This window comes from Paenibacillus sp. FSL H8-0537 (genome assembly GCF_038051995.1).
In the GTDB taxonomy this organism is placed as follows: domain Bacteria; phylum Bacillota; class Bacilli; order Paenibacillales; family Paenibacillaceae; genus Pristimantibacillus.
In genome coordinates this window covers 6863858-6888548 of record NZ_CP150290.1, presented here as the reverse complement: position 1 = coordinate 6888548, position 24691 = coordinate 6863858, and the positions used below count along the sequence as shown (strand labels likewise).

Sequence of the window (24691 nt, the reverse complement as noted above, 5' to 3'; positions counted from 1 at the left end):
TTCTACTCCTCCTTTCCTATTTGATCGACAGGCAGTGTGATCGTGAAAATAGTATCCTCTCCATCGCTGCCAGCTTGAACTCGGACGGTTCCGAGCAGACGCTCTGTCTCTTGCTTGACGTAAGCAAGGCCGATGCCCGTAGAGGGAGTGCCGGCTTCATCGTATTTCGTCGTATATCCGGGCATAAAGATTTTCTCCTGATACTTGGGTGCAATGCCCGGGCCACTATCGGCTACGCTGAAAACAACGGATTCCTGTTTCCGCTTAACTTCGATTCGAATAGTGCCTGTTTCATTCAATGCTTCAACGGCATTCACGACTAGGTTATTGAGCAAGGACAAAGAAACATATACGTGACACAAAGGAAAGACTCCCTCCGTGTGCAATGAGAAATCGATCTGCTTGCCGAGCGAGCGGGCATATTTCTGATTGGATCGTAGAACAATATCGACTAAGGCTTCCACCCGCATATATTCGCTTTCGTGCGTGATTAAGCCGGACAGTCCGGCATAAATGCGTTGGTTGTCCTTTTTGATATCATGAACCTGTCCCGCAATTTGTAGAGCCTTTTGAGCCAGCTCTTCAAGCGGCGCGGGATGTTCAGCTTTTAACGATTGATAGAGTCCGTAGCTGTCCCGAGCGATATTCTCGGCATTGTGCAGCGTTTTCTTCAATTGAATGGATTCCTCATACAGCTCCGATATGAGCAGCAGCATCTTCTCATTTTCCTTGCGCGTCAGCTCTTCGGCCGCCTTCGACTGCCGCAGCATGACGAGATTGAATAAGGAAAGCACAAAGAAGCTTCTAAAAATCCCGATGAGTAAAATTTGATTCCAAGTAGAGAAGCTCACGACCTGCTCCGTAACTGAATAGCGTATCAGCAGCTCTGTGAGCGATGCAGCAATTTCAATCGTCACGCCTAATAAACCGAGAATAATGGGGCGATTATGATAACGATTCAGTCGTACAGCTCTAAATGCCACCGCATAGGTCAAATAATAGAAGAATACCGGATAGTGGTGCAGAAAAGCAGCGTCCCAGCTTCTGGCCGGTTCGATGGCCACCTCAAGCCCGGTGCGAAAAAAGGTAACCGCGGCGCCGACAAGCAGGCCGGAGACAAAAGGGGAAGGAAACCTTAGCCAGAGTAAAAACAGAAAGAAGGCTGGTGTTCCCAGACTGACCCGAAAATCATTATGAAACGGATAAAAATTCAATTCCCCCGCAAGCGGCACCGAAACAACCATGAGCAGAAGCAAAAGCCATTTGTCTCTCAATGCTGCATCCCAGCCCCCTTTCTTGCATGACGTAACAGACATTCGACATCATTTCCCATTTTCCTTCGTGAAAAGAACCCTTCTGTCTCCTCATTATGCCGAAATTTATAAATTCTTATAACGAATTTGTAGATTCGAATAGATTTGTGTAGCTTGCCTGTACAATGAGACCATTCAAAGAAACACCGAAACTACACAAAATGAAAGCGCTTAATAACTATAGAAAAGGGGAAGCAGAATGAAAAAATTTGGTTTGGCTTTTCAAATTTTAGTCGGCCTTATATTAGGGGTGACTGTAGGGGCCATTTTTTATGGCAACCCAACCATCGAAAGCTACTTGCAGCCAGCGGGAGATGTTTTCATTCGTTTGATTAAAATGATTGTCGTGCCGATTGTCGTCTCCTCCTTGGTTGTCGGAATAGCGGGTGTAGGGGATATTAAAAAGCTCGGCAGGCTGGGCGGAAAAACGATTCTTTATTTTGAAATCGTCACGACGGCCGCTATTGTTTTTGGCCTGATCATCGCGAACATCTTTCAGCCTGGGGCTGGGGTTAATATGGATAGGCTAGCCAAATCGGACATTACGAAATATGTGGAAGCGACTGAAAAGGTGACCAGCCACAGCTTTATGGATACATTCGTAAATATCGTTCCGAAAAACATTTTTGAATCATTAGTAGCCGGTGACATGCTTGCCATCATATTCTTCTCGGTATTTTTAGGCTTGGGTATTGCTGCTATCGGTGAAAAAGGGAAGCCAGTTTTAGCTTTTTTTCAAGGACTCGCCGAATCGATGTTTTGGGTAACGAACCAAATTATGAAATTTGCTCCAATTGGGGTTTTTGGATTAATCGGCATGACGGTATCCAAATTTGGCATCGCCTCTTTGCTTCCTTTGGGGAAGCTGGTACTGGCCGTGTATGTTGGAATGTTTCTTTTTGTAGTGCTTATTCTAGGCCTGATTGCGAAGCTGTGCGGAACCAGTCTAATGTCATTCGTTCGCATCTTGAAAGATGAACTCATATTAGCTTACTCAACTGCAAGCTCTGAAACTGCGCTTCCTAAAATGATGGAAAAAATGGAGAAGTTCGGTGTGCCGAAAGCGATCACCTCTTTTGTCGTACCTACTGGATATTCGTTCAATTTGGATGGGTCTACCTTATATCAAGCGATAACCGCCATGTTTATTGCGCAAATGTACGGCATCCACATGCCGCTCAGCTCTCAAATTATGCTGGTGTTTGTTCTGATGCTAACCTCGAAGGGCATTGCCGGGGTGCCGGGCGCTTCGTTCGTTGTTTTGCTAGCCACTCTTGGATCTGTAGGCATTCCGCTCGAAGGTCTTGCGTTTATCGCAGGTATTGACCGGATTCTGGATATGGCCCGGACCGTCGTCAATGTTATCGGCAATTCCATCGCTACGGTTGTAATGGCGAAATGGGAGAAACAATATGATCGAGATAAAGGGCAGCGATATTTAGAGTCAATTAAAAAGGGTTCATAAGCTCATAACAAGGGGGAACGTCCAATGTCAGCTCATTTCAGAATCGAAAAAGATTTTCTTGGCTCTAAAGAAGTGCCGGAAGACGCCTATTATGGTATTCAAACGATGCGAGCGGTAGAAAACTTTCCAATTACCGGCTACCGCATTCATGAAGAGTTGATTCGTGCGATGGCCATCGTTAAGCATGCGGCGGTTGCAGCAAACATGGAGATTAGACAGCTGAACCCGGACACTGGAAGAGCGATTATGCAAGCAGCGAAGGAAGTGATGGACGGCAAATGGCATGAGCAATTTATCGTTGATCCGATACAGGGCGGAGCGGGCACGTCCATTAATATGAATGCCAATGAGGTCATCGCCAATAGGGCGATCGAGCTGCTTGGAGGAATCAAAGGCGATTATTTTAAAGTCAGCCCCAATACGCATGTGAATATGTCCCAATCGACCAACGATGCTTTTCCAACGGCCATTCATATTGCAACGCTTGTTTTAATTGAGAAGCTGCTTGCGACGATGGAGGAAATGCTGGCGACTTTTCGAAAAAAGGCTGTGCAGTTCGACGGCATTATCAAGATGGGACGAACACATCTTCAGGATGGCGTACCTATTCGTCTTGGGCAGGAGTTTGAGGCATACAGCCGTGTTCTGGAGCGTGATATTAAAAGGATTAAGCAAACCCGCGGCCATTTGTACGAGGTCAATATGGGAGCAACAGCTGTCGGAACCGGCCTCAATGCTGATCCCCGCTATATTAAGCGGGTCGTTGAATCGCTTGCCGAGCTTAGCGGATTGCCGCTTACTAATGCAGAACACTTAGTCGATGCTACGCAAAATACAGATGCATATACGGAGGTATCCGCTGCGCTCAAAGTATGCATGATCAACATGTCCAAGATCGCCAACGACTTGCGCTTGATGGCTTCCGGGCCGCGTGCCGGATTCGGGGAATTGAATTTGCCTGCCCGCCAGCCGGGCTCGTCCATTATGCCGGGCAAGGTCAATCCGGTTATGGCGGAGGTCGTTAATCAGGTGGCGTTCCAGGTCATCGGCAATGATCATACGATTTGTTTGGCCTCTGAAGCCGGGCAGCTGGAGCTTAACGTCATGGAGCCTGTGCTTGTATTTAATTTGCTGCAATCTCTCAGCATGATGAATCAAGTATTCAAAGTTTTCAGGGCCCATTGCTTGGAGGAAATCGAAGCGAATGTGGAGCGCTGCAAAGAGTATGTGGAGAAAAGCGTCGGGGTTATCACTGCGCTCAACCCGCATCTTGGCTATGAGGTCGTAGCCCGAATTGCGCGCGAAGCGATTTTGACAGGCCGTCCGGTTCGTGAGCTATGCCTGCTTTACAATGTGCTGACGGAAGAGGAGCTCCAAATCATACTCGATCCGTATGAGATGACAAACCCCGGCATTGCGGGAGTCGAGCTGTTGGACCAGAGATAAAAAAGCCATTTTCATAAATAGAGTGACCAAAAAAGGAGAGAGCGACATGTCCGTAACAAATGGTGCCAGCACCTATATGATATTTCGGCTGCAAATTGATAAACAACTAACTTCTCTTGGCGATATCGCCGCCGCGATTGAAAGGATAAGCGGGGATATCGTGGGAATTGACGTTATCTCGTCGAGCCGTACGAGCACCGTCCGCGATATTACCGTTAACGTATCCGATCAGGCACACAGCAAGCAGATTGTCGAATCGCTTGAGAAGCTGCAAGGCGTTAAAGTCATTCATGTGTCGGACCGGACCTTCCTTGTGCACTTGGGCGGTAAAATTGAGATTACCTCCAAAATTCCGGTGAAAAACCGTGATGATTTATCGCGGGTATATACCCCCGGTGTCGCCCAAGTTTGTACAGCGATTGCGGAACAGCCGAATAAGGCCTACTCGCTGACGATCAAACGCAATATGATCGCCGTTGTTTCTGACGGAACGGCCGTACTTGGGCTTGGTGACATCGGGCCGATGGCGGCCATGCCGGTGATGGAGGGCAAGGCCATGCTGTTCAAAGAATTTGCTGGTGTGGACGCTTTTCCGATATGCCTGGATACGAAGGACACCGAAGAAATTATCCGCATCGTAAAGGCCATTGCTCCGGCATTCGGAGGCATCAATTTGGAAGACATTTCGTCACCTCGCTGCTTTGAAATCGAGGAGCGTTTGAAGCGGGAGCTGGACATCCCCGTGTTTCACGATGACCAGCATGGAACGGCTGTAGTCATCCTGGCCGGGCTGCTCAATGCGCTCAAGATTACCGGCAAGCAAATGTCGGATATTAAGGTCATTGTGAATGGTATCGGCGCAGCGGGCATTGCTTGCTCGAAGATGCTTTTGGCCGCAGGCGTGCGCAATTTAATTGGTGTGGACCGCGAAGGCGCCATTAATCGGAGCATCTCGTATGGCAATCCTCATTGGACGGCATTTGCCGAGCTAACGAATCCGCATCTGGAAACAGGCAGCTTGTCTGAAGTGATCAAGGGCGCGGATGTATTTATTGGCGTATCGGCTCCGAATATTCTCAAGGTCGAAGACGTCCAGTCCATGGCGCAGGACCCAATCGTCTTTGCAATGGCTAACCCCGTACCGGAGATCGATCCGGAGCTGGCCGAGCCTTACGTTCGAGTTATGGCGACAGGGCGGTCCGACAAGCCGAATCAGATCAATAACGTGCTGTGCTTTCCGGGCATTTTCCGCGGCGCCTTGGATTGCCGGGCGAGTGAAATCAATGAAGCGATGAAGCTTGCGGCCGCTCAGGCGATTGCATCCGTTGTGACGGATGAAGAATTGAGCGAAACGTATATTATTCCGAGCGTATTCAACCAGAAGGTAGTGGAGAAGGTAAGAGAGGCGGTTATAGAAGCGGCCTATAATACCGGAGTTGCCCGAAAAAGATTGAGAGACTCCAATAAAGAGTAAATTCTGCCACTGTTACTGCCACTGTTACGGTGCGTTGCGAAGCTTACTCATACGAGCAGTTATCACAAAAGCGTTCTTTTGTGATAACTGCTTTTTATCGTTTATCGTTTAGCCAGTAAAAACGGGTTCACCCAGATCATGCAGACCCGTTTTCAAAATCTACCTTGTACCCTGCCGCAGCTTTTCCTTCAAAATCTCAATGATAGTTTTATCGGGAGTGCAGAGACCTACAGCTACAGAAAGCACTGTGACGGAGACCACGCAGTTTTGGAAGCTCATTCCTTTTTCGGCGGACTGAGCTTCCGCTATTCCAGCTCTTAATCCCATTTCAGGTCGTAAGCGGACAGGAGATTCGCTATTGCTCTCACATTCCACTCAAAATGAAGGTAGGCAGCACATTAGCTGTTCCTGTGTCCGCAGCCTTTACCCAAACCAGTGATTCGGTTGAAATAGCGGCTGATGTGTCCTCCAAGTTATGCCACTCCCGATAGTAGAGGTTTGAAGTTTAAACGCTGGCTTCTTTCGGGACCTAGCCAAAAGTCTTTCATTATTCTTTCACGGGGATTTGTTAAAATTTCAACAAGGGAATTTCAACCAAAATTTTTGGCATGAAAGAAGGTGTACATATTGTTATTTAATCAAGCAAGAAAGATGGTTTACCCTGTACTTATCCTCGTGCTGTTAATGGGATTGCTTACACCCTATGGGCAGAATACCGTTAATGCAGCACAAGAGGGCATGCGAAGCGTGAAGGGAGTACAGATTTCCGCAGGAGCTAACCATTCCGTCATGTTAAAAGCGGATGGTACCGTCGTCGCATGGGGACACAATAATGTGGGCCAAACGAATGTGCCGATCGGCCTTGCCCATGTCATCTCTGTTGCAGCTGGGAGTGATCATTCGCTCGCCCTAAAAGCAGATGGCACAGTCGTCGGATGGGGAAACAATAACGGAGGGGAAACGACAATTCCGAATGAATTAGCAGCGGGGGGGGTAAAAGCCATTGCTGCAGGAGGAGGCTCTTCGCTCGCCTTGAAAGCGGATGGTACGGTCGTGGTGTGGGGCAATAATGCCTATGATCATTTGAGCATACCCCCAGAAGCACAGACTGATGTGGTCTCAATCGCTGCCGGAAAAGAGGCTTCGTTCGTATTAAAGACGAATGGCACGGTTGTTGCATGGGGGAATAATCCCACATCGAATGTCCCTGCTGGTCTGAGTAACGTAGTGTCCATCGCCGCAGGAGCCTTTTTTGCGATAGCATTAAAATCGGATGGATCGATCGTCGCATGGGGACTTAATTCAAGCGGTCAAGCGGCAATACCCACTGATGCAGCAGATGGTAAAGTAGTATCGATCTCTGCAAACAGGTCGACTGCAATGGCCCTGAAAGCGGATGGGACTGTTGTTGCATGGGGAGAAAATGGTGCAGGACAGGCGGATGTACCTGCGGGACTGAATGATGTGGTTGCAATTACTAACGGCTGGTTTCATTCACTTGCTCTGAAAGCAGATGGCACAGTCGTTGCGTGGGGTTCTAATGGGAATGGACAGAAGAACATTCCGGCAGGCTATGCTTCCCCCATTAAAGGAAGCAGAATTGCTGCGGGCGGGTCCCATACGCTCGCCTTGAAATCGAATGGAACTCTCTCCGCATGGGGAGACAATGGCGATAGTCAAAGTGCGATACCGGCTGGACTGGGAAGTGTGGAGTCGATCGCTGGAGGAGCTAGTCATTCGCTCGCGCTGAAATCGAACGGCACCGTCGCTGCATGGGGAAGCAACAGCGATGGTCAAAGTACCGTTCCTGTCGGACTTGAAAATGTAACATCGATTGCGGCAGGAGCCAATCATTCACTTGCGCTGAAAGTGGACCGCACGATTACCGCATGGGGCAGCAATGTTTATAGTGAAAGCACGGTCCCGATTGGATTAGATAATGTGTTTGCTATTGCCGGAGGAGAATTCCACTCGCTCGCCTTGAAAGCGGACCATACGGTCATTGCATGGGGAAGAGATAATGATGGTCAAAGCACGGTGCCAGCTGGAGTGGATCAAGTCATGTCCATTGCTGCTGGGGACAACCATTCGCTAGCCTTGAAATTGGATAGCACGGTCGTTGCCTGGGGGAATAATGATAGTGGTCAAAGCACAGTTCCGGCTGGAGTGGACCAAGTCGTGTCCATTGCTGCTGGAGCTGACCATTCACTTGCCTTAAAAGCGGACGGAACCGTCGTCGCTTGGGGAAGCAATGCTAGCGGTCAGATTAGCGTACCGGCTGGCCTCCAAAATGTGGTGTCCATCGCTGCTGGAGCTGAGCATTCACTTGCCATAAAAGCAGATGGAAGCGTCATTGCCTGGGGGAACGACGATTATGGGCAAAGCACCGTACCGGGCAAGCTGATTGATTTGAAGCTGCAAGAAGGGGATTTTACGGAAGCCTTTGACGTTTCCGTCACATCGTACACCTATTATTATGATGGGCAATCGATATCCAGTGCCCATATAACGCCAACGATGACAGATCCAGATGAAATTTTGGTCTATGTGAATAATCAATCTATAACGAGCGGCAATGCGGCAACAATCAATGTGGCGGGAGCAATAGCGTATACAATTATTCCTGTTCGCGTCGAGCCTTATTTCTATCCTAACCAAGCGTACAAGATTACGGTAGAAATCGATTCATCTCCACCAGAGGTAGCATTCAGCATAAATGGAGGATTAACGCCAGCAGGAAGCGCCTCAAGCAAAGTCACAGTGAGTGATACGCAAAGCGGCGTGGAGCCTTCCTCGCTGCTGTATGCGTGGACGCAAGGCACAGCTGTTCCGACCGGAGGCTGGACGGCTTTCAGCAACGAGGATACATTAAGCCAGACCAATGGTAATGGCGACTGGTACTTGCACATTCGAGCCTTAGACAAAGTAGGCAATGTGGTCGATGCCGTATCTAATCCCTTTATACAGGATAATAACTCGAAACCCGTCGTTGCATTCAGTGGCTTTAACGATCAGCAGTCATTCGTTGTGCCGCCAGCCCAAGTCTCCGTGACTGTGAGCGAGTCGGTATATTGGATCCGTGATGGCGCTCTGCTTACTTCTGCAAATGCGCAGCCTCTGATCAGCATGACGAAGGAAGGGCAAGCCTTTTCCTCTTATACGACAACGTATGATGAGTCTTTGCTAACCTACACGTTGACGTTTAACAGCACGCTTAACACTGGCTTGTACAGCGTGCATGTGGCTGGGGGCGAGGTGGAAAATGAATATGGAAATGTGCTTGATGCAGCAGCTGCAAGCTTTAGCGTAGTGAGCGCAGCAACCACACCAACGTCACCTACCTCACCATCCGTAACGCGCTCTAGCAATGCAAATCTGGCGTACTTAAACGTTTTTGCAGGCGGTAAGGCTGTAGAGTTATCGCCAATATTTGCACCCGTGACTACGGAGTATATAACGAGTACGAATGCCAAAGAAGTCGAGCTGCAGATGGCACCTGCTCATGCCATGGCAACAGCTAGGCTGCTGGGAGAACTCGTAATTAAGACAAAGACTGTTCCTTTAGCAGTGGGAGAAAATAGTATCGCCATCACGGTTCAAGCTGAGGATGGAACGATAAAAACGTATACGTTAAAGATTAATCGCATTTCCGATAATGGGAACGCAGGCAATTCATGTACCTTTGAAGATATTAATAATCATTGGGCTTCATCAAATATTTGCGAAGCAGCGAAGCTTGGAATTGTGGAGGGTATGAGTGCCGAAACCTTCGTGCCTAATGGCTACGTAACTCGGACAGAGTTTGCTCTAATGCTGCTTCGCACCCTTCAAATCCCAGTGGGCAATGAAACGATTACGATGCCCTTTAGCGATAAGGACAGTATTCCAGTCTGGGCCCAACAGGCGGTTCAGACAGCAGTAGCTGAGGGCATACTCGAAGGGTATTCCGACGGGACACTAAGGCCGCAGCAAACGGTAAGCCGGGCCGAAATGGCCGCCATGGTCTCCCGGGCAATGAAGTGGGAGATTGACACTCAGGAAGGTGCTTCCTTTACCGATGATGCAAGCATTCCGGCCTGGGTTAAAGCACATGTTTACAATGCCCGTGCGAATGGGCTGATAGAGGGCCGGGAAGGCAATAAATTTGTGCCAGCCGGTTTGACAACTAGAGCCGAAGCTACTGCCTTGCTGTTGCGGCTTTGGAACATTCTTTATTAATCAAACAAATCTTTATTTAATAGGCTGCAGTACTCATCCCCCGATGCTGCAGTGCCCATCCCCCGATTTATAAATTAGATTGGCTGGGCCTATCATTAATTAATGATAGGCTCGGCCAGTCTTTTTTTGACTTTCTATATACGCTGAGGCCTCAGACCCCATCCCGTGCTGTCGAATAATTGGTTTATTTGTTGAAATAGGAGACGGCATATATTGCGCTCTATGGTTTCGTATTCGTATACTGTATGAAGAGAGTAGAAATTCATTATTCTATCTATGTCAAATATAGAAGGAACTTCCATATGGATTCCACAATAGAGCTAGTCTCTATGATTGCTTCATTGATAATGATGGGAATTATTTTATTATCGGAGTATGGTTTTAGAAGAGTGCGCGGAGTGGGCTATCTCATCGGTTTGACGGTATGCCGAATGATTTACTCTGGTGCTATCATTTTGGAGCAGAACCGTTCCCTCTTACTGGAAAAGCTGGTTTTTCGTAATATTCAGCATACGATGCTTAATTTAATGGTGCCTTTCTTAGTTTTATTTGTGTATTATTTAATCGGCTCCGACAAGGTTATTAAGCTTCGATGGAAAATGCTGCTGTTCACGGTATTCGTGCTATGGTCGCTGCTGGTATGGTTCGACCCCGAGCTTCACTTGATTTTTCGCACGATTGAGCTCTATAATGGCGAATTAATAACGACAAAAACCATTTATTCCATCCTATTTACGCTCTTTTGTTACAGCATCGTGGCTGTATGTATTTATTTTTTAATTCATTATGTGCGAAATATTCGAGATGATTTTCGCAAGCCAGGCATGTGGGTTCTAGGTCTAGGATCATTGCCGCTGGTGCTTGAGATTATTAAATTCGTGAATCCGGAAATGTCGTCATGGCTGCTAAGGCTCTCGGTTTATTGTGGATTTACAGGTATGATCATGATGATCATTGCCATGCGGTATAAGTTTTTCTCTATTGTTCCTTATGCCAGGGATGCCGTGCTCGATACGCTTCAGGAAAGTATATTGATTGCGAATGCTTCAGGAAAGATTATCGACAGCAATAAAAAGGCTGTTCAGTGGTTTTTTGAGCTGGGTCATGCCGAGATTTATGACCGGGGAATGGCGGAGCTGCTAGCACCATGGCCGCAATGGCAGAAGTTATGCATGTCTATGCAGCAGGGCAGTGTGGAGATTGACACTTGGCTCAATGGCGAGAGGAGAATTTACAGCATAAACGTATATCCGCTGCAAAAGCAGAGCAAGCATACGCAGGGCAGTATTTCCCTTATCTTCGATATAACAGAGAAGCAGCGCCATTTGGAACAGATCGCACAGCTTAACCAGCTGAAGGATCAACTGTTTACAATCGTCTCGCATGATATTCGCAGTCCACTGGCCTTGCAATTTCAACTAGTGGAGCTTCTAGAAGAAGACAGAAGCAGAATGGAGAGCGATCACCGGGAAATCGTTGAGGCGCTGGGTGGCCAGATCCGTAATACACTCGGCATAGCCAATAATTTGCTGGAGTGGTTTCGCAGCCAGCGGGAAGACGTGACCCTCCGGCCACAGCTGCTGGAGCTGTCTGAGATTGTAGAGGAATGCTTCCATCTGCTGCATATTACTAGCGAGGCTAAACAAATAAATGTACATCACACCATTGCTGCAGAGACTTATGTATATGCTGATCAACAGGTGCTTGGCTTAGTTATCCGCAATTTGTTATCCAACGCAATTAAATTTACTGGGCTGGGCGGGTCCGTTCATATAGGGGCCGAGTTATCGGAGGATATGGTGATCATTTCAGTCCGCGATGATGGAGTTGGAATGGATGAGGATCAGGTTCACAGGCTGCTTAGTGAGCAGCAGCTGGACTCATTGACGGGCACTTTAGGAGAAAAGGGAGCGGGATTAGGGCTGCTTGTAAGCCGGCAGTTTGTCAAATTAGGCGGGGGAAACTTATGGGTGGATAGTAAATTAGGACAAGGAAGCCTATTTCAATTCAGCGTGAGAGGCGGAACAGAGCGATGAAGGTGGTTATCGTTGACGATGAGCCGGCCATGCTGCTTGCTATGAAGCGGCTGTTGTCTACTATGGACGACGTAGAGCTTGTGGGAAGCTTCCAGAAGGCTGCTGAGGCGCTGGACTTCGTTCGGGCAAATGACGTAGAACTGGCATTTTTAGATATCAGGATAGCTGGGGATGACGGTCTCGAGCTCGCCCATAGCTTGCGTTCGCTTCGTGCTAAGCTGGATATTGTATTTACGACATCCCACTCTGAATTTGCCATTGAAGCTTACGATGTTTATCCATTGGACTATATGGTTAAGCCAATTTCCCGAAAGCGCTTGGCCAAGACCATTACACAAGCGGCTAGAAGACAGGACGCTTCTTCCCATCCTGCGGAGGATCTTACGACTAATCAACTAGTGGTTCGCGGCTTAGGGTGTTTCGAGGTAAGCAGCAGGCAAGAAGGTGACGTAAGATGGATTTCTAAAAAGAGCATGGAATTATTCGCTTATTTGCTCATCAATCATGGCCGCAGCACCTCTAAAACCCGTATTTTAGAGGATGTGTTCCCGGAAATGCCTCTTAAAAATGCAGAAACGTATCTCCGTACAGCGGCATACCAGCTTAGAAAAGTCTTGTCACCGCATGGGTTGAAAGAGGTGGTCATCTCAGCGCAAGAGCAGTATCGGGTTGATTTGGATCATGCCGATGTCGATTTTATCCAGTTTGAGCAGCAGGCGAAGGCTTTATATGAAATTCATGCTTCCAATGCAGAGACGGCTATAGAGCTGGAGAAGCAATTTGCTGGCGATTTGTTTGATGATAAATCCTTTGAGTGGGCAGCTGTGGAGCGGGAGAGACTAGCCATTATCTATGATTCCTTGGCTAAGCGCCTTGCAAGCTGGCTGCTGGACCAGAAGCGATTTAGAGAAGCGGCGCAAATAACGAGAAGAATCGTAGCGCGCAATGAATTTGAAGAGGAATCAAATCTGCTGCTGCTGAAAATTCTCGTGGCTATGGGGGATCGGCAGTCCATAAGCAGCTATTATGAGCACTATACGCAATTGTTGTTTAATGAGCTTGGCCTGCAGCCTTCAGAGGAATTTCTTCAGATTTATAAATGGTATCAGTGATCGCCTCCTCATCTATTGAGGGGGTCTTTTTTTATGGAAAAATACACGTAAAAAAAGGGCTGCTGGAAAATATCCCCACAGCCCTCTCCTCCCGAAATTCCTCAAAACGAGCTTAAAAACATATTAGGCTTGCTTCCCCTTAGGGCTGTTCAGCCACTTGTAAGCGGCAACGGCCAGTACCGAGCCGGCAAGCGGGGCAATAAGAAACACCCACACTTGGGATAACGCTTCGCCGCCAAGCAGCAATGCCGGGCCCAAGCTTCTTGCCGGATTGACGGACGTTCCGGTTAAGGCGATGCCAAGAATATGCACAAATGCGAGCGTCAGTCCGATAACGAGGCCTGTTACATTTCCATTGCCTTCAGTGGAGGTGACGCCCAGTATCGTATAAATAAATACAAAGGTTAAGATGATTTCGACTATGAATGCCATCAGCGCTGAAATCCCGATTCCGTATCCAGGGCCAAAGCCATTCTGACCAAGCCCCGTTGTGGGCAGGCCTGCGGACACAATAATTGCGTACAAAATGGCAGAGCCAGCAAGAGCACCAGCGATTTGCGAAACCACATACCCAATGAAATCCGCCCCCGTTAGCTTGCGGCTAATAAGCATGGCAAGTGAAACCGCGGGGTTAATATGACACCCGGATATCGGACCGATGACATAGGCCATTGCCACAATAGACAGACCGAATGCCAATGCAATGCCCAAATAGCCAAGCTCACCTCCCGCTGTAGCGGCACTGCCGCAGCCGAACAGAACAAGTACGAATGTTCCAAAGAATTCGGCAGCATACTTTTTGAATGACGCGTTCATCAACTTACCTCCCAATGATTAAATATCCTTTTGATTATAAAGGAGGCATATTTACAAAAACTGAACATCGAGCGGGAAAGGCAGAGCTCCCTATTTTCTCATATACAACCAAAGACGGTGCCTTATTTCATCCATGAGATGGATTTGGAATACTCGGCAGTGGAGTATTATGGAATAGGGGATATTAATTGAGGAGGGCTTTAAATATCTGTTACCTACCTTGACAATAAGCTGGAGCTGCCCTTCTATTTTGATAAGTGGATGGCGGATACCTTTCTAAAGTTAGAAAAATAACGAATAGGCTCCCCTTGCGGCAGACAGGTTTGTCATAAAACCTGTTGCTGTAGGGGGAGCTAAAGTCATATTGCCAATAACGTCTAGCCTTTAACCGCTCCAGCGGTCAAGCCTTTCATGAACGTTTTGGAACCAAGGATAAATAAAATCAGGACGGGAATCGTCGTCATTGTAAGTGCGGTCATTCGTGCCGCGTAATCAGTCCGATGCACGATGCCTAAATTCGAGATGAAAATCGGGAGCGTGTACCATTCGGATTTGTTGATTGTGACGAGAGGCAGCAAGTAGTTGTTCCACGACCATAGGAACACCAGTGTTGCCAGCGTTGCCAAACCCGGCTTCATAATGGGCAGCACGATGCGGACGAAGATACCAGGCTCCGAGCAGCCGTCAATGCGCGCGCATTCCAGCAGGTCGTTCGGAATCGAATCGCGCATGAATTGGATCATGAAAAATGCACCGAACGGGAATGCTGCCCATACGAGAATGACCGGCCACAGTGTATTGCCGACGCCGAGATGTCTCATTTCGATAATATAACCGATCAATCCAACCTGGGTCGGCACCATCATGGTGATGATAACGAAGGTCTGGAGCAGCTTGCGTCCGCGAAATTCAAACTTCGCCACGGCGTAGCCGATCAGTGTGCTTGTAAATGTCGCTAGCACGACGGATACAATGGATACGATTAAGCTGTTTCCGTATACTTTGATAAAGTCGGCCTGCAGTACCGTCTTCAGATTTTCCCCCAAATAGCTGCCTGGAAGGATAGGAATCCCTTTGAATAGATCCTCGCTGTAATGGGTTCCCATTACGATCATAATATAGAACGGAAATAGCGAGAGCAGGGAGATGACAATTAGACAAAACCACATGCTGGCTGCTTTCATCGTTTGTCCTCCTTAGGTGCGGTAAGTTTGTAGCTTAGAATGGAGAATAAGACGATTAGCAAGAACAGCGAGTAGGCAATAGCTGAAGCGTAGCCGAAACGCGTATTGGAACCGAATGACTCATCCACAAATTTCCAAATAATGGTTAGTGCTGTATTGTCAGGACCACCGACCTGGGCCGAGCCTGACCATCCGCCATAAAGCAGCTTCGGTTCATCGAATAATTGCAAGCCGTTAATAACGGATGTAACGACGAGAAATACGATAATGTTCCGAAGCAGAGGCATTGTAATTTTACGGAAGGTATGAAGCCCTGTAGAGCCGTCCATCTTAGCGGCTTCGTATACGTCTTGCGGAATGACCGTCATGCCGGCCATGAAAATAATCATAAAATACCCGAGATTGCGCCATATGACCATTAGAGCGATAATCGCTCTGGAGCCCCATGGGTCCTGAAGCCAGTAAAACGCTTCGTCCAGTAGTCCGACTTTCGTAAGGAGCAGGTTCACGATTCCCGTTTGCCAGTCGAACAAATAAGAGAAAATAAAGCCGATGGCTACCGGTGTCGTAATATATGGTAATACATTGATTGTCTGAAATAATCTCTTGCCACGCGTCAAATGGAAAGTCCAATACGCCAGCGTGAGCCCTAGAATCAAGGTTACTGGAATAAACATAGCCATCATGATCAAGGTGTTCCACAAGGATTTAATAAACAAAGGGTCATTCGTCCAAAGCTGTACATAGTTTTTAAAGCCGACATACGTCTTCTCACCTATGCCATTCCAGTCATGCAGACTGAGCACGAATGAGTAAAGGACTGGATACAATTGAAATGCCGCATACGTCAGCACGAAAGGCAGGGCGAAAAGATAGGGCCACATGCGTGGCCCCCATCTGCGTTTGCTGGATGCGGCGGAAGTCTTAATTATGCGTTCCGCATTCACGGTCATCCCTCGTTTTCCCAAAGTTTACTTAACGGTCGCGTCGGACGCTTTATTCTTCGTTTCCTGGATGAACTTCTGCAGCGCGGAGTCGGCAGTAACCGATCCGTCCTTCATCCACAGCGGGTACAGAGCGTTAAATACAGAGTCTACGACGGAATCGTATTTGGATTGTGCCTCGCCTTTCATATCGGGAACGATATTTTCGACAAAATATTTCGCGAGGTTTTGGCCACCGAAAAACTCGTCGTAAGGTCCTGGCGCGTCGATGAGCGCTTTTTGAGTTTCATAGAATGACTTGGAGCTGGTCATATTGCCGAATGTCTTAAAATTGAATGCGGAGCCTTCTTCGGACAAGTAGGCGTATTGGATGAATGCCCAAGCCGCATCCTTAACCTTGCTGTCCTTGTAGATACCGATCGCTGTTCCACCGCGGGTGAATCCGCCTTCTGGCGCTTTGAGGAGACCCCAGCGTCCCGAACCATCGGGATCATTCGCTGAAATATGCCATTTGGCTCCCCATGGTGCCATTGGATAGAACATGAACTCGCCTTTCGCCATGGAAGCCGACCAAGCGGGTGTCCACAATTCATTTTTGCCAATAATGCCAGCGTCGCGCATCTCAAACAAGCGGTTCAAAGGCTTTTGCAGCTTGCTAGTCAAATCGATTTCTGTGCCGTTTACGTAGGAACCAAAATTCTGTCCTTTTAAAGCAAGAAAGGCGTCGCCAAGACCAGGGAACATGAGCACCTTGTCAGCACTCTTCTCTTTAAGCTCCTTGCCGGCAGCGATGAAATCATCCCAGGTTGAAATCTTTTTCTCTAGCTCAGCTGGGTCGTCCGTGCCCCAATATTGCTTCGCCAAATCTCTCCGGTAAGCGAAGCCTGCGGGCGTTAGCGATTGATCAACGGCAATGACTTCGCCCTTGGAATTAGAGACGTAAGGCACGACGTAATCTAAAATAGTGCTTTTATCGAAGTTATAAGGCGCCGCTTCAAGGTTGTCGAGCACACCAAGATCAAACAGCTTGCCGCGGTAGGCCGACTCTCCAAGAATGACGTCGGGAACGTCAGAGCCGGAAGCGATGCCGCTTTGCAGCTTCTGCAAGTAATCGTTCGGATTAACGACGGTTACTTCGACTTTGATGTTCGGATATTTTTTATTAAATTCTACGATCATGCCCTTCTGGAACGCTTCATCCCAATCCCAGACTTTAACGGTGCCGCTAATCTGCGTCGGATCGGTGCTGGCCGCAGTCGACGCCGCAGGAGCAGCAGTGCTTCCGTTGTTGCCCGTACCGTTGTCTACAGTGGTGTTGTTGCCGCCGCAGGCTGCGAGCAGCCCAGTCAGCATCATCACAGATACGAAACCGCCCACCCATTTGCTCTTCTTTTTGATGTTCACGTTGGTGAGTCCCCCTAAAATAATTTTGTAAGTGCTTACACTGCTATCGTAACTCAGGACCCTATTAGCCGGTAATCAGCCAAAACGGCGATTTCGTATAAAATCCGGTGATCCCCTCAATTTCTACACGAAACGGAAGCTGTGCCGCCAGAGGATGGCGACAGCCGTTTACGCTTGAAATATAGGAGAGGATATGATGATTCCATCCTTTCTCTATATTTCTACGCGAAACGGAAGCTGTGCCGCCAAGGGATGGCGACAGCCGTTTACGCTTGCTCCGTCCAAGGAAGCTTAATTCGTATAAGGGTGCCTTGGCCCCATTCACTAGATACTTCCAGACGCGCTGATGCGCCAAAATGGGTTTGCAGCCGCTCTTGGATATTGGACAAGCCAATTCCTCTTGTACGCTCCGGTTCTTGTCCCACCTGCCCCATGTGCATCCTCCAGCCTTCTTCGGGAACCGTCATGCCTTGTCCGTCGTCCTCCACTTCCAAGACAAGCTGTTCTCCGTCCCGGTAAGCCCGCACAATAATCGTGCCCTCCTCTAGATCCGACGGAATGATGCCGTGCACAATCGCGTTCTCCACGAGCGGCTGAAGCGCCATTCGGGGAACCGAACGGTCAAGCAGTGCTTCGTCGATCTCCCAGATGAGCCGGAATTGGCCAGGATAACGCGTCTGCTGGATGACCGTATATTTGTCGATGATCCGTTTCTCCTCCGACAGAGGTGCGCGTACAGCTCCTTCCCCCGTCTTAATCGTATTTTGCAAAATGGAGATGAGCGCCTGCGTCACTTCGGCCGCTTCGGTCCCGCGATTGGCATGGGACAAGTAAATGACCGTATTTAAGGAGTTGTACAAAAAATGCGGATTGATCTGGGCCATCAATAAATCGATTTGCATTTGCCGTTTCACGGTTTCGTTCTGGACGGCAGTGTCCATCAGGCCTTTCAAGTCTCTGACCATCCGATTGAAGCCTGTGCCTATAATCTCAAGCTCGTCCCCACTGCGAATATGGACGCTTGTCCCGAGATCGCCGACCGCGACGCGCTTCATCGCATTCGTCAGCCGGATCAATGGCTTCATCAGATTGACAATAATGGGCAGCATGACGACCAGTGTTACAATAATCGCGGTAACAATGATGATGATATAGAAAAAGAACACGCGATTAATTTTCATAAATAATTTGCTCTTAGACAGCAAAGCCGCCTGTTTCCAGCCCTGGTTCATAGCATCGTCCATCAACACGATCGTGCGGGCATCCTCCGCGAACGGCTCGCCAGATTGCAAGACGCTCGTCATGAATGACCGATCTGCCTCCGGCAGCTTATCATTGGCCTCAAGCAGCAGGGCGCCTGAGCCGGTGAACAGCTCGATTTGCTCGAAATCCTGCGCGCTTTGCAAAAAGACGTTTGCTAATTCGGAATAGGCGATATCGATGACAAGATAGCTTTCCGCGTCCAATTCCTGCCCGAGGGGGCGATATTTCAACACATAACTAAAGACCTGACGGTTGCCGCTAATAAAAAAGAACGGATGCGGCTCGCTGTAGGCAGCGCGTGAATTTTTCATTTTCACAAACCAATCCTGCTTCAAGTACTCGGAGAAATAGTCCTCGTAACCGCTATAGTTGGAATAGGTTTCCTCCTTCGGCGTAACGATCACGACGTTCAGAATGAAGTTGCTGAGCGCCACAAACCGCCCGAGCTTCTCCTGCACCGCTTGCTTGCGGAAGTAATTCACCTCAATATCCTCGCTTGCTGGCGCGTTAATGAGAGCTGTTATTTCCTCGTCGGATACGATGTACTCCGCTGTCTTAACGACCTGCTCTTGAATCTTATTGAGCTGAAACGAAATTTGCGCGAGCTTCGTCCGGCTGTCCTTGATCGACTGCTCGCGAATAATATCCTTGGCGTAGTCGTAGATAAAAAAGCCGCTAAGAATAAGCGAAATGGAAACGACGAGAACGGTGCTGGCGATTATCTTGGTGCGTATCCTCATGCGCATTGTAAGGTCACCTGCGTTTCTCCATATATTCGAGCGGGGTCATGCCCGTCAGCTTGCGGAAAACTTGGCTGAAATACTGCCCATTGCGGAAGCCGACCCGGTCGGCGATTTCATAAACCTTGAGGTTTCCCTCATCCAGCAGCTGCTTGGCCTTCTCCATTCGGATTTCTGTAAGTCGGTCGAGCGCTGTCTTGCCTGTCTCGAGCTTGAACAAGTGGCGGAAGTGGTCGCGTGAAATGCCGAGCTGCCTTGCAAGCGTATCTGCGTCGAGCTCGGGATCGCCGTAATGTCGCTCCATCTGCTCCAGCGCTTGGCGCACCTTGCGGGATACTGTGGGCAGTCCGGCTGACATTTGTGCAAGCGTATCCAACTCTTGCAAAAACCAATCGCGAATACCCGCAAGCGAGGACCAATCTGCTCTCGTGCCTGGGCCAGCCGCCCAAGTCTCCGTTAGAGATGGCAGTCCACAAGTTGCGCGATAGCGGTTCAGCAGGTTGACCAGCTGTCGACACAAGTCCGTGAATCCGCTGACATCCTTTGCCACCAATGCTAGCGAAAATAAGGCCGAAACCTCGCGCGCAGCTTCTTCATATTGGCTATCCGACAGCCGTTCCTTCGTCTTCCCGAGGCCTTCTTCCCACTCCAGATGTGAGGGGGGCTTCTCGTCTTCACGCTGAAGCTCGTTCAATCGAAACAGGTGATTAGGGCTATGAATATGAAACATCGCCTGTGACAGCCATTTCAAAGCTTCAGCCAGTTTTCCGGGAACATCCGCCCGATTTGGCAAACCGTACGCCATCGCCATGGATGCAGGGTGGCCCGTCAGCTGTTCGATCGTACGCCGTGCCTCGGCCGCCTTTTCCTCAAGCAGCTCTCGCATCTTGCTCTCGCCCTTGATGCTCTTATCCCCGTAAATGAGAACAAAGCAGCTTTCTAGAAAGGGGATCGCCGCTAGCAGGCTGGAATCTCTCATATCGGGCCACTCCGTCGGCCATTCCGGTTTAATCGGCATCACACCGGGCAGCAGGGGCATTATACGAACAGGCTCGAGCACCAGCAGATGAAGCCGATCAAACGCTTCGACCATGCCCGCTGTCGCCGTCCTCCACTGCGTTTCCGACAGAGGTCTTCCGCCGAGCCAATCAACGAGCAGTCTGCCGCGATCATTTTTCTGGAGCCGCCTATCGGTCTCAATGTCCTCCCTTAAGCCGCCGAGCTCTCGCTTGACCGTTTCCGCATCCATCTCATGCTTAATCCAATAGTTGGACACGCCCAGCTTGAGCGCTTCTTTGGCGTACTCAAATTCCTTATGGGAGGTAAGCAGCACGATTTTCAGCGCCAGTCCCTCTGCCAGCAGCTCCTTGCTAAGCGCCAGCCCATCCTTGCCGGGCATGACGATATCCAGAATAATCAAGTCTGGGCGATGCTCTCTCGCCAATCTTATGACCTGAGACGGCTTGTTCGCCGTGCAGACGATCTCGTAACCGAGCTGCTGCCACGAAATTAGATTTTTCATATGCTCAATCGCCAGTACTTCATCATCCACGAGCATCACTTTAACCCAGTTCATCTGCTTCGTGCCTCCATATTCTTATTGCTTTCAATTTATTATTCTTTTGCGCCATGTATCTAAATACAACTGAGCCGGTCTTTTTCAATAAATGACAGATGATTTGAGAACCCAAAGGTGTTCTTAGAGATGGACTAACTTTCGCCAAGTATACGACGAAAACCTGAATATTTGTATTTTTTATATGACCGTTCCTCACCTGATTCTTTTCTGTCACTACCATCTCCGACAAATAAACCAATGATACGTCTTATATTTTGTCGGCTAGCCGACTTTTTTTGTTTTAACCTATGATTTATAATTGTAAATACCGATAGGTAAACTTTGAATTAGCCAACAGCTAGAGAAGGGTGGAACGACGATGGACCAAGAGGGTATGTCCTCCTATTGGGAAGAAACCGTAACGGATAACGGTGAAGCCGAGCAACTCGCGTTAGCGAAGCTCTTCCAGGAATTTGGCTCTTCTCGTGGCATGAAGAAGAACTCCTTTATTTTCAGGAGCGAGGAAGAAAGTCAGGAGATCTATTTCGTCCAGGACGGACTGGTGAAGATCTCGCAGTTTGCGCAAGAGGGCCAGAGCATTACCTTGTTCCTGAGGCACAAGGGCGAGGTGTTCGGTGCGGCCGAGGTTCTGACGGGGCAGAAGAGACAACGCTATGCGCGATGCATCACGGACAGCTTGATTCTCTCGATTCCGACTTCCCAATTCACCAGCTTGCTGAAGAGACATCCCAATGCCCTTTACGCGCTAACGGTGGTCAACGCCCGTCGTCTGCTGCAGACACAGCGTTACGTAGAGACGCTCATCTCACGGCCGGTTGCCTGGAGGCTGGCTCAGCTGCTAATGCAGCTCGGAGTTCGTGTGGGGAAGGAGACGGTCGTCACGCTTTCGCTTACCCATGAGGAGATCTCCTATGTCATCGGCTGCAGCAGGCAGACGGTTACGGAGACATTGGGTCGATGGCGGGAGGAAGGCATCATTCGCTATGAGAAGAAAATAGTTGTCATTCACGATACCAACGAGTTCCAACAGCACTTGTAACGATGTGGAAAGCCATGGGGGGCGGGAGCATGATACGGGTAGAAGGAGTAGGTAAGACGTTCGCGCAACGGGGTAGAGCGGGCTATACTGCGTTGGAAGACATTGACTTCGAGATAGGAAAGGGAGAGTTCGTCTCGATCCTCGGTCCTTCCGGCTGCGGCAAGTCCACACTGCTTAACTTGGTAGCAGGTCTGGAGCGGGCGGATCACGGCCGAGTAGAAGCGAATGGCAAGGAAGTCGCGGCCCCAGGGCCTGATCGAATCGTCGTATTCCAAGACCATGCACTGTATCCTTGGCTTAGCGTGCTGGAGAACGTCGCATTCGGTCTCAAGCAAAAGGGAATCAAAAAGAAGGAGCGCCGCGAGCGAGCCATGGAGCAGATCCGGGCTGTCCATTTGGGGAAGTTTGCGGACCGCTACCCCCACGAGCTGTCGGGCGGGATGAAGCAGAGGGTGGCGATAGCGCGGGCGCTCGTTATGGACCCGGAGATTCTGCTCATGGATGAGCCGTTCGCTGCACTGGACGAACAGACTAGGCTGCTGCTGCATAAGGAATTGGAGCAAATATGGCTGAACACGCGGAAGACCATTCTATTCATCACGCATAATATCCGGGAGGCGGTCATACTGTCGGACAGAGTGCTCGTCATGTCTACACGGCCGGGGCGGATTAAGAAGGAGTTCCGCGTACAGGCGGCACGGCCGCGGGAGCCTGGCGATTCACTTCTGCACCATATCGAGAGTCAGATTATGGATACGTTGGCTGCTGAACTGGAGAAGGTGGCGAAGGAGGAATATGGCAATGACTACACTTTGGAGAAAAGCCCTCTTTCTCATTCTACTGCTAATAATCTGGGAGACGGCATATAGGACAATGCATTGGGGCTGGCGCTTTCCATCGGCGCTGCAGACGATGCAGACATTCTACGATGGGATGGCAAATGGGCAACTACTAGAAGCGACGCTTAGCAGCTTGAGGCGAATCCTCATCGCGTTCGTCCTCTCATGCGGCATCGGCATGACACTCGGCGTCTTGTTCGCTCGGAGCCGGCTGCTGGACGAGACGTTCGGATTTGTCGTCGTCGCTCTGCAGACGGTGCCGAGCATCGCATGGTTACCTTTCGCTATCATATGGTTCGGGCTGAACGACTTCGCCGTTGTGTTCATCACGACGATTGGGGCGACATGGACGATGACGATTGCGAGTCGGAGTGGGATCAAGAACATTCCTCCAATCTATCTGTTGTCGGCGGAGATGTTTGGAACAGGCCGCGGGTTCCGACTCTTTTACCAAGTGATGATCCCTGCAGCCATACCACAGCTCATTACGGGCATGCGCATGGCCTGGGCGTTCGCCTGGCGGGCACTCGTCTCCGGTGAGCTCATTGCGCGCGGCATCGGTTTGGGGCAGCTGCTGGAGGAGGGGCGAAGTCTCGGCGACACCTCTCTTATGCTCTGCATCGTACTCGTGATCGCGATTCTCGGTACAATCTCCGACCACCTCGTCTTCAAGCGCATAGAGGAACGGATCTGGACCCAGTACGGTCTGAATGCTGCCAAAACGTAAGCTTAACCAGGAAAAGGGGAATGATGCATGTTTAGAAAAGTGGCTTATTCGAGTCTTATGATCGTCTTGATTCTGACTCTGCTTTCCGGCTGCGGGACCTCTGGCTCGCGGAGTAACGGAAGCTCCAAGTCGGTCGACCCCATTACGGTGAGGATCGGCTTGCTCAAGAACGTGACCCATGCTCCGGCCTTCGTATCGATCAAGAAGGGCTATCTGCAAGACCGTCTTGGCGCTAATGTGAAGATCGAAGTACAGGGCTTTAACAACGGCTCGGATTTCTCGACTGCATTGGCGACAGGCCAGATCGACATCGGCTACGTCGGGCCAAGCCCGATAATCAACCAATATACAAGGAGCAAGAATATCAAGATTCTGTCAGGAGCGAACAACGGCGGCGCCGTGCTAGTGACGAGGAAGGGCTCGGGCGTGACGAGCGTCAAGGACTTGGCGGGCAAGCTGGTCGCCATCCCGACAAAGGGGAGCACGAATGAGATCTCTCTGCGTCTGCTTCTTCAGGAGCATGGCCTGGAGGTGTCGGCGGATAATAGCGGGGTTCAGCTTATTGCGATGGCTCCGGCGGATACGCTGACGGCCATGAAGCAAGGCCAGGTAGAAGCGGCGTTATTGCCGGAGCCATGGGGGACGCAGATCGAGAACGAAGGCATCGGTAATATCGCCGTCGAGTGGGATCAGATTCCGCCGAACAAGGGGAATTATCCACTTACAATTATCGTAACTAGCGACGACTTCCTGAAGGAACACCGGAATTTGGCCAAATCCGTTCTTTTGGCCAACGAGGACGCAATCAAGTTTATCAAGGATAGTCCAGGCGACACGTATTCTCTCGTTAGCGACGAGTTGAAGGAACTGACGGGCAAGGGCTTGGACACCGAATTGATCAAGGCCACACTGTCTCATCTAAATCTGACGATGAACATCGACCAAGATTCCTTGAAGATAATGGCGCAGGTGGCGGTCGATGCCGGCTATATTAAGGGAGTTGGAGCAGATGGCTTGGATCTGGCAGGCTTGTACGATCTGTCGCTGCTGAAGGAGACGCAGGAAGGCAAATAAAACGAAGATGAGAGGGTT

General features: G+C 49.5%; 17 protein-coding genes. 10 read left to right on the top strand and 7 right to left on the bottom strand.

Translation table 11 applies throughout. The features are described 5' to 3' along the window. Positions 1 to 2: 2 nt before the first annotated feature. Positions 3 to 1316 (bottom strand): sensor histidine kinase, encoded by a 1314-nt coding sequence (locus tag MHB80_RS29120; protein ID WP_341280193.1) that lies wholly within the window; start codon positions 1314 to 1316, stop codon positions 3 to 5. Positions 1317 to 1512: 196 nt separating this feature from the next. Between MHB80_RS29120 and MHB80_RS29115 the strand changes: the two genes are divergently transcribed. The 6 genes from MHB80_RS29115 (at position 1513) to MHB80_RS29090 (ending at position 13064) form a co-directional block, all read left to right on the top strand. Further along, the gene (locus tag MHB80_RS29115) at positions 1513 to 2778 is read left to right on the top strand and encodes a cation:dicarboxylase symporter family transporter (RefSeq protein WP_341280192.1); all 1266 of its coding nucleotides are present in this window, start codon (positions 1513 to 1515) and stop codon (positions 2776 to 2778) included. A 24-nt stretch (positions 2779 to 2802) separates the two neighbouring features. Then, entirely contained in the window at positions 2803 to 4224 is a 1422-nt protein-coding gene (aspA, locus tag MHB80_RS29110) for an aspartate ammonia-lyase (RefSeq protein WP_341280191.1), read from the top strand. Between the two features lie 46 nt (positions 4225 to 4270). Further along, entirely contained in the window at positions 4271 to 5698 is a 1428-nt protein-coding gene (locus MHB80_RS29105; protein WP_341280190.1) for an NAD-dependent malic enzyme, read from the top strand. A 627-nt stretch (positions 5699 to 6325) separates the two neighbouring features. After that, on the top strand, positions 6326 to 9916 hold the full coding sequence (locus tag MHB80_RS29100) for an S-layer homology domain-containing protein (RefSeq protein WP_341280189.1): 3591 nt from the start codon (positions 6326 to 6328) through the stop codon (positions 9914 to 9916). Between the two features lie 302 nt (positions 9917 to 10218). After that, complete coding sequence (locus tag MHB80_RS29095; RefSeq protein ID WP_341280188.1) at positions 10219 to 11952, top strand: ATP-binding protein; 1734 nt, start codon at positions 10219 to 10221, stop codon at positions 11950 to 11952. Beyond that, a complete protein-coding gene (locus MHB80_RS29090; protein WP_341280187.1) occupies positions 11949 to 13064 on the top strand; it encodes a response regulator in 1116 nt (371 codons plus the stop codon). The genes MHB80_RS29095 and MHB80_RS29090 overlap by 4 nt, the downstream gene beginning before the upstream one ends. Positions 13065 to 13187: 123 nt before the next feature. On the opposite strand, the gene MHB80_RS29085 is transcribed toward MHB80_RS29090, so the two are convergent. From MHB80_RS29085 to MHB80_RS29060, 6 genes are all read right to left on the bottom strand, one after another. Further along, entirely contained in the window at positions 13188 to 13880 is a 693-nt protein-coding gene (locus MHB80_RS29085) for an aquaporin (protein ID WP_341280186.1), read from the bottom strand. A 377-nt stretch (positions 13881 to 14257) separates the two neighbouring features. Next, entirely contained in the window at positions 14258 to 15064 is an 807-nt protein-coding gene (locus MHB80_RS29080; protein ID WP_341280185.1) for a carbohydrate ABC transporter permease, read from the bottom strand. After that, positions 15061 to 15948, bottom strand: a complete 888-nt coding sequence (locus tag MHB80_RS29075; protein WP_341280184.1) for a sugar ABC transporter permease — start codon at positions 15946 to 15948, stop codon at positions 15061 to 15063. The genes MHB80_RS29080 and MHB80_RS29075 overlap by 4 nt, the downstream gene beginning before the upstream one ends. Positions 15949 to 16035: 87 nt before the next feature. Continuing rightward, entirely contained in the window at positions 16036 to 17412 is a 1377-nt protein-coding gene (locus MHB80_RS29070; RefSeq protein ID WP_341280183.1) for an extracellular solute-binding protein, read from the bottom strand. Positions 17413 to 17678: 266 nt separating this feature from the next. Next, on the bottom strand, positions 17679 to 19421 hold the full coding sequence (locus MHB80_RS29065; RefSeq protein ID WP_341280182.1) for a histidine kinase: 1743 nt from the start codon (positions 19419 to 19421) through the stop codon (positions 17679 to 17681). Between the two features lie 7 nt (positions 19422 to 19428). Continuing rightward, on the bottom strand, positions 19429 to 20991 hold the full coding sequence (locus MHB80_RS29060; RefSeq protein ID WP_341280181.1) for a response regulator: 1563 nt from the start codon (positions 20989 to 20991) through the stop codon (positions 19429 to 19431). 361 nt (positions 20992 to 21352) lie between these two features. On the opposite strand from MHB80_RS29060, the gene MHB80_RS29055 reads away from it, so the two are divergent. The 4 genes from MHB80_RS29055 to MHB80_RS29040 are packed head-to-tail and all read left to right on the top strand — an operon-like array spanning position 21353 to position 24673. Continuing rightward, entirely contained in the window at positions 21353 to 22033 is a 681-nt protein-coding gene (locus MHB80_RS29055) for a Crp/Fnr family transcriptional regulator (RefSeq protein ID WP_341280180.1), read from the top strand. A 29-nt stretch (positions 22034 to 22062) separates the two neighbouring features. Then, positions 22063 to 22902, top strand: a complete 840-nt coding sequence (locus MHB80_RS29050; RefSeq protein WP_341280179.1) for an ABC transporter ATP-binding protein — start codon at positions 22063 to 22065, stop codon at positions 22900 to 22902. Between the two features lie 4 nt (positions 22903 to 22906). Next, positions 22907 to 23599: an ABC transporter permease gene (locus MHB80_RS29045; RefSeq protein ID WP_341280178.1), complete on the top strand. Its 693-nt coding sequence runs from the start codon at positions 22907 to 22909 to the stop codon at positions 23597 to 23599. 27 nt (positions 23600 to 23626) lie between these two features. Next, positions 23627 to 24673 carry an ABC transporter substrate-binding protein gene (locus MHB80_RS29040; RefSeq protein WP_341280177.1) on the top strand — a complete coding sequence of 349 codons (1047 nt, stop codon included), beginning with the start codon at positions 23627 to 23629 and terminating at the stop codon, positions 24671 to 24673. Positions 24674 to 24691 lie beyond the last annotated feature (18 nt).

Bases quoted from the DNA above. Each gene is read 5' to 3' on its own strand.
- MHB80_RS29055 (WP_341280180.1), top strand. From the start codon at position 21,353: ATGGACCAAGAGGGTATGTCCTCCTATTGGGAAGAAACCGTAACGGAT.
- MHB80_RS29075 (WP_341280184.1), bottom strand. From the start codon at position 15,948: ATGTGGCCCTATCTTTTCGCCCTGCCTTTCGTGCTGACGTATGCGGCA.
- MHB80_RS29080 (WP_341280185.1), bottom strand. From the start codon at position 15,064: ATGAAAGCAGCCAGCATGTGGTTTTGTCTAATTGTCATCTCCCTGCTC.
- MHB80_RS29040 (WP_341280177.1), top strand. From the start codon at position 23,627: ATGTTTAGAAAAGTGGCTTATTCGAGTCTTATGATCGTCTTGATTCTG.
- MHB80_RS29095 (WP_341280188.1), top strand. From the start codon at position 10,219: ATGGATTCCACAATAGAGCTAGTCTCTATGATTGCTTCATTGATAATG.
- MHB80_RS29115 (WP_341280192.1), top strand. From the start codon at position 1,513: ATGAAAAAATTTGGTTTGGCTTTTCAAATTTTAGTCGGCCTTATATTA.
- aspA (WP_341280191.1), top strand. From the start codon at position 2,803: ATGTCAGCTCATTTCAGAATCGAAAAAGATTTTCTTGGCTCTAAAGAA.
- MHB80_RS29050 (WP_341280179.1), top strand. From the start codon at position 22,063: ATGATACGGGTAGAAGGAGTAGGTAAGACGTTCGCGCAACGGGGTAGA.
- MHB80_RS29085 (WP_341280186.1), bottom strand. From the start codon at position 13,880: ATGAACGCGTCATTCAAAAAGTATGCTGCCGAATTCTTTGGAACATTC.
- MHB80_RS29120 (WP_341280193.1), bottom strand. From the start codon at position 1,316: ATGTCTGTTACGTCATGCAAGAAAGGGGGCTGGGATGCAGCATTGAGA.
- MHB80_RS29065 (WP_341280182.1), bottom strand. From the start codon at position 19,421: ATGCGCATGAGGATACGCACCAAGATAATCGCCAGCACCGTTCTCGTC.
- MHB80_RS29105 (WP_341280190.1), top strand. From the start codon at position 4,271: ATGTCCGTAACAAATGGTGCCAGCACCTATATGATATTTCGGCTGCAA.
- MHB80_RS29060 (WP_341280181.1), bottom strand. From the start codon at position 20,991: ATGAACTGGGTTAAAGTGATGCTCGTGGATGATGAAGTACTGGCGATT.
- MHB80_RS29045 (WP_341280178.1), top strand. From the start codon at position 22,907: ATGCATTGGGGCTGGCGCTTTCCATCGGCGCTGCAGACGATGCAGACA.
- MHB80_RS29090 (WP_341280187.1), top strand. From the start codon at position 11,949: ATGAAGGTGGTTATCGTTGACGATGAGCCGGCCATGCTGCTTGCTATG.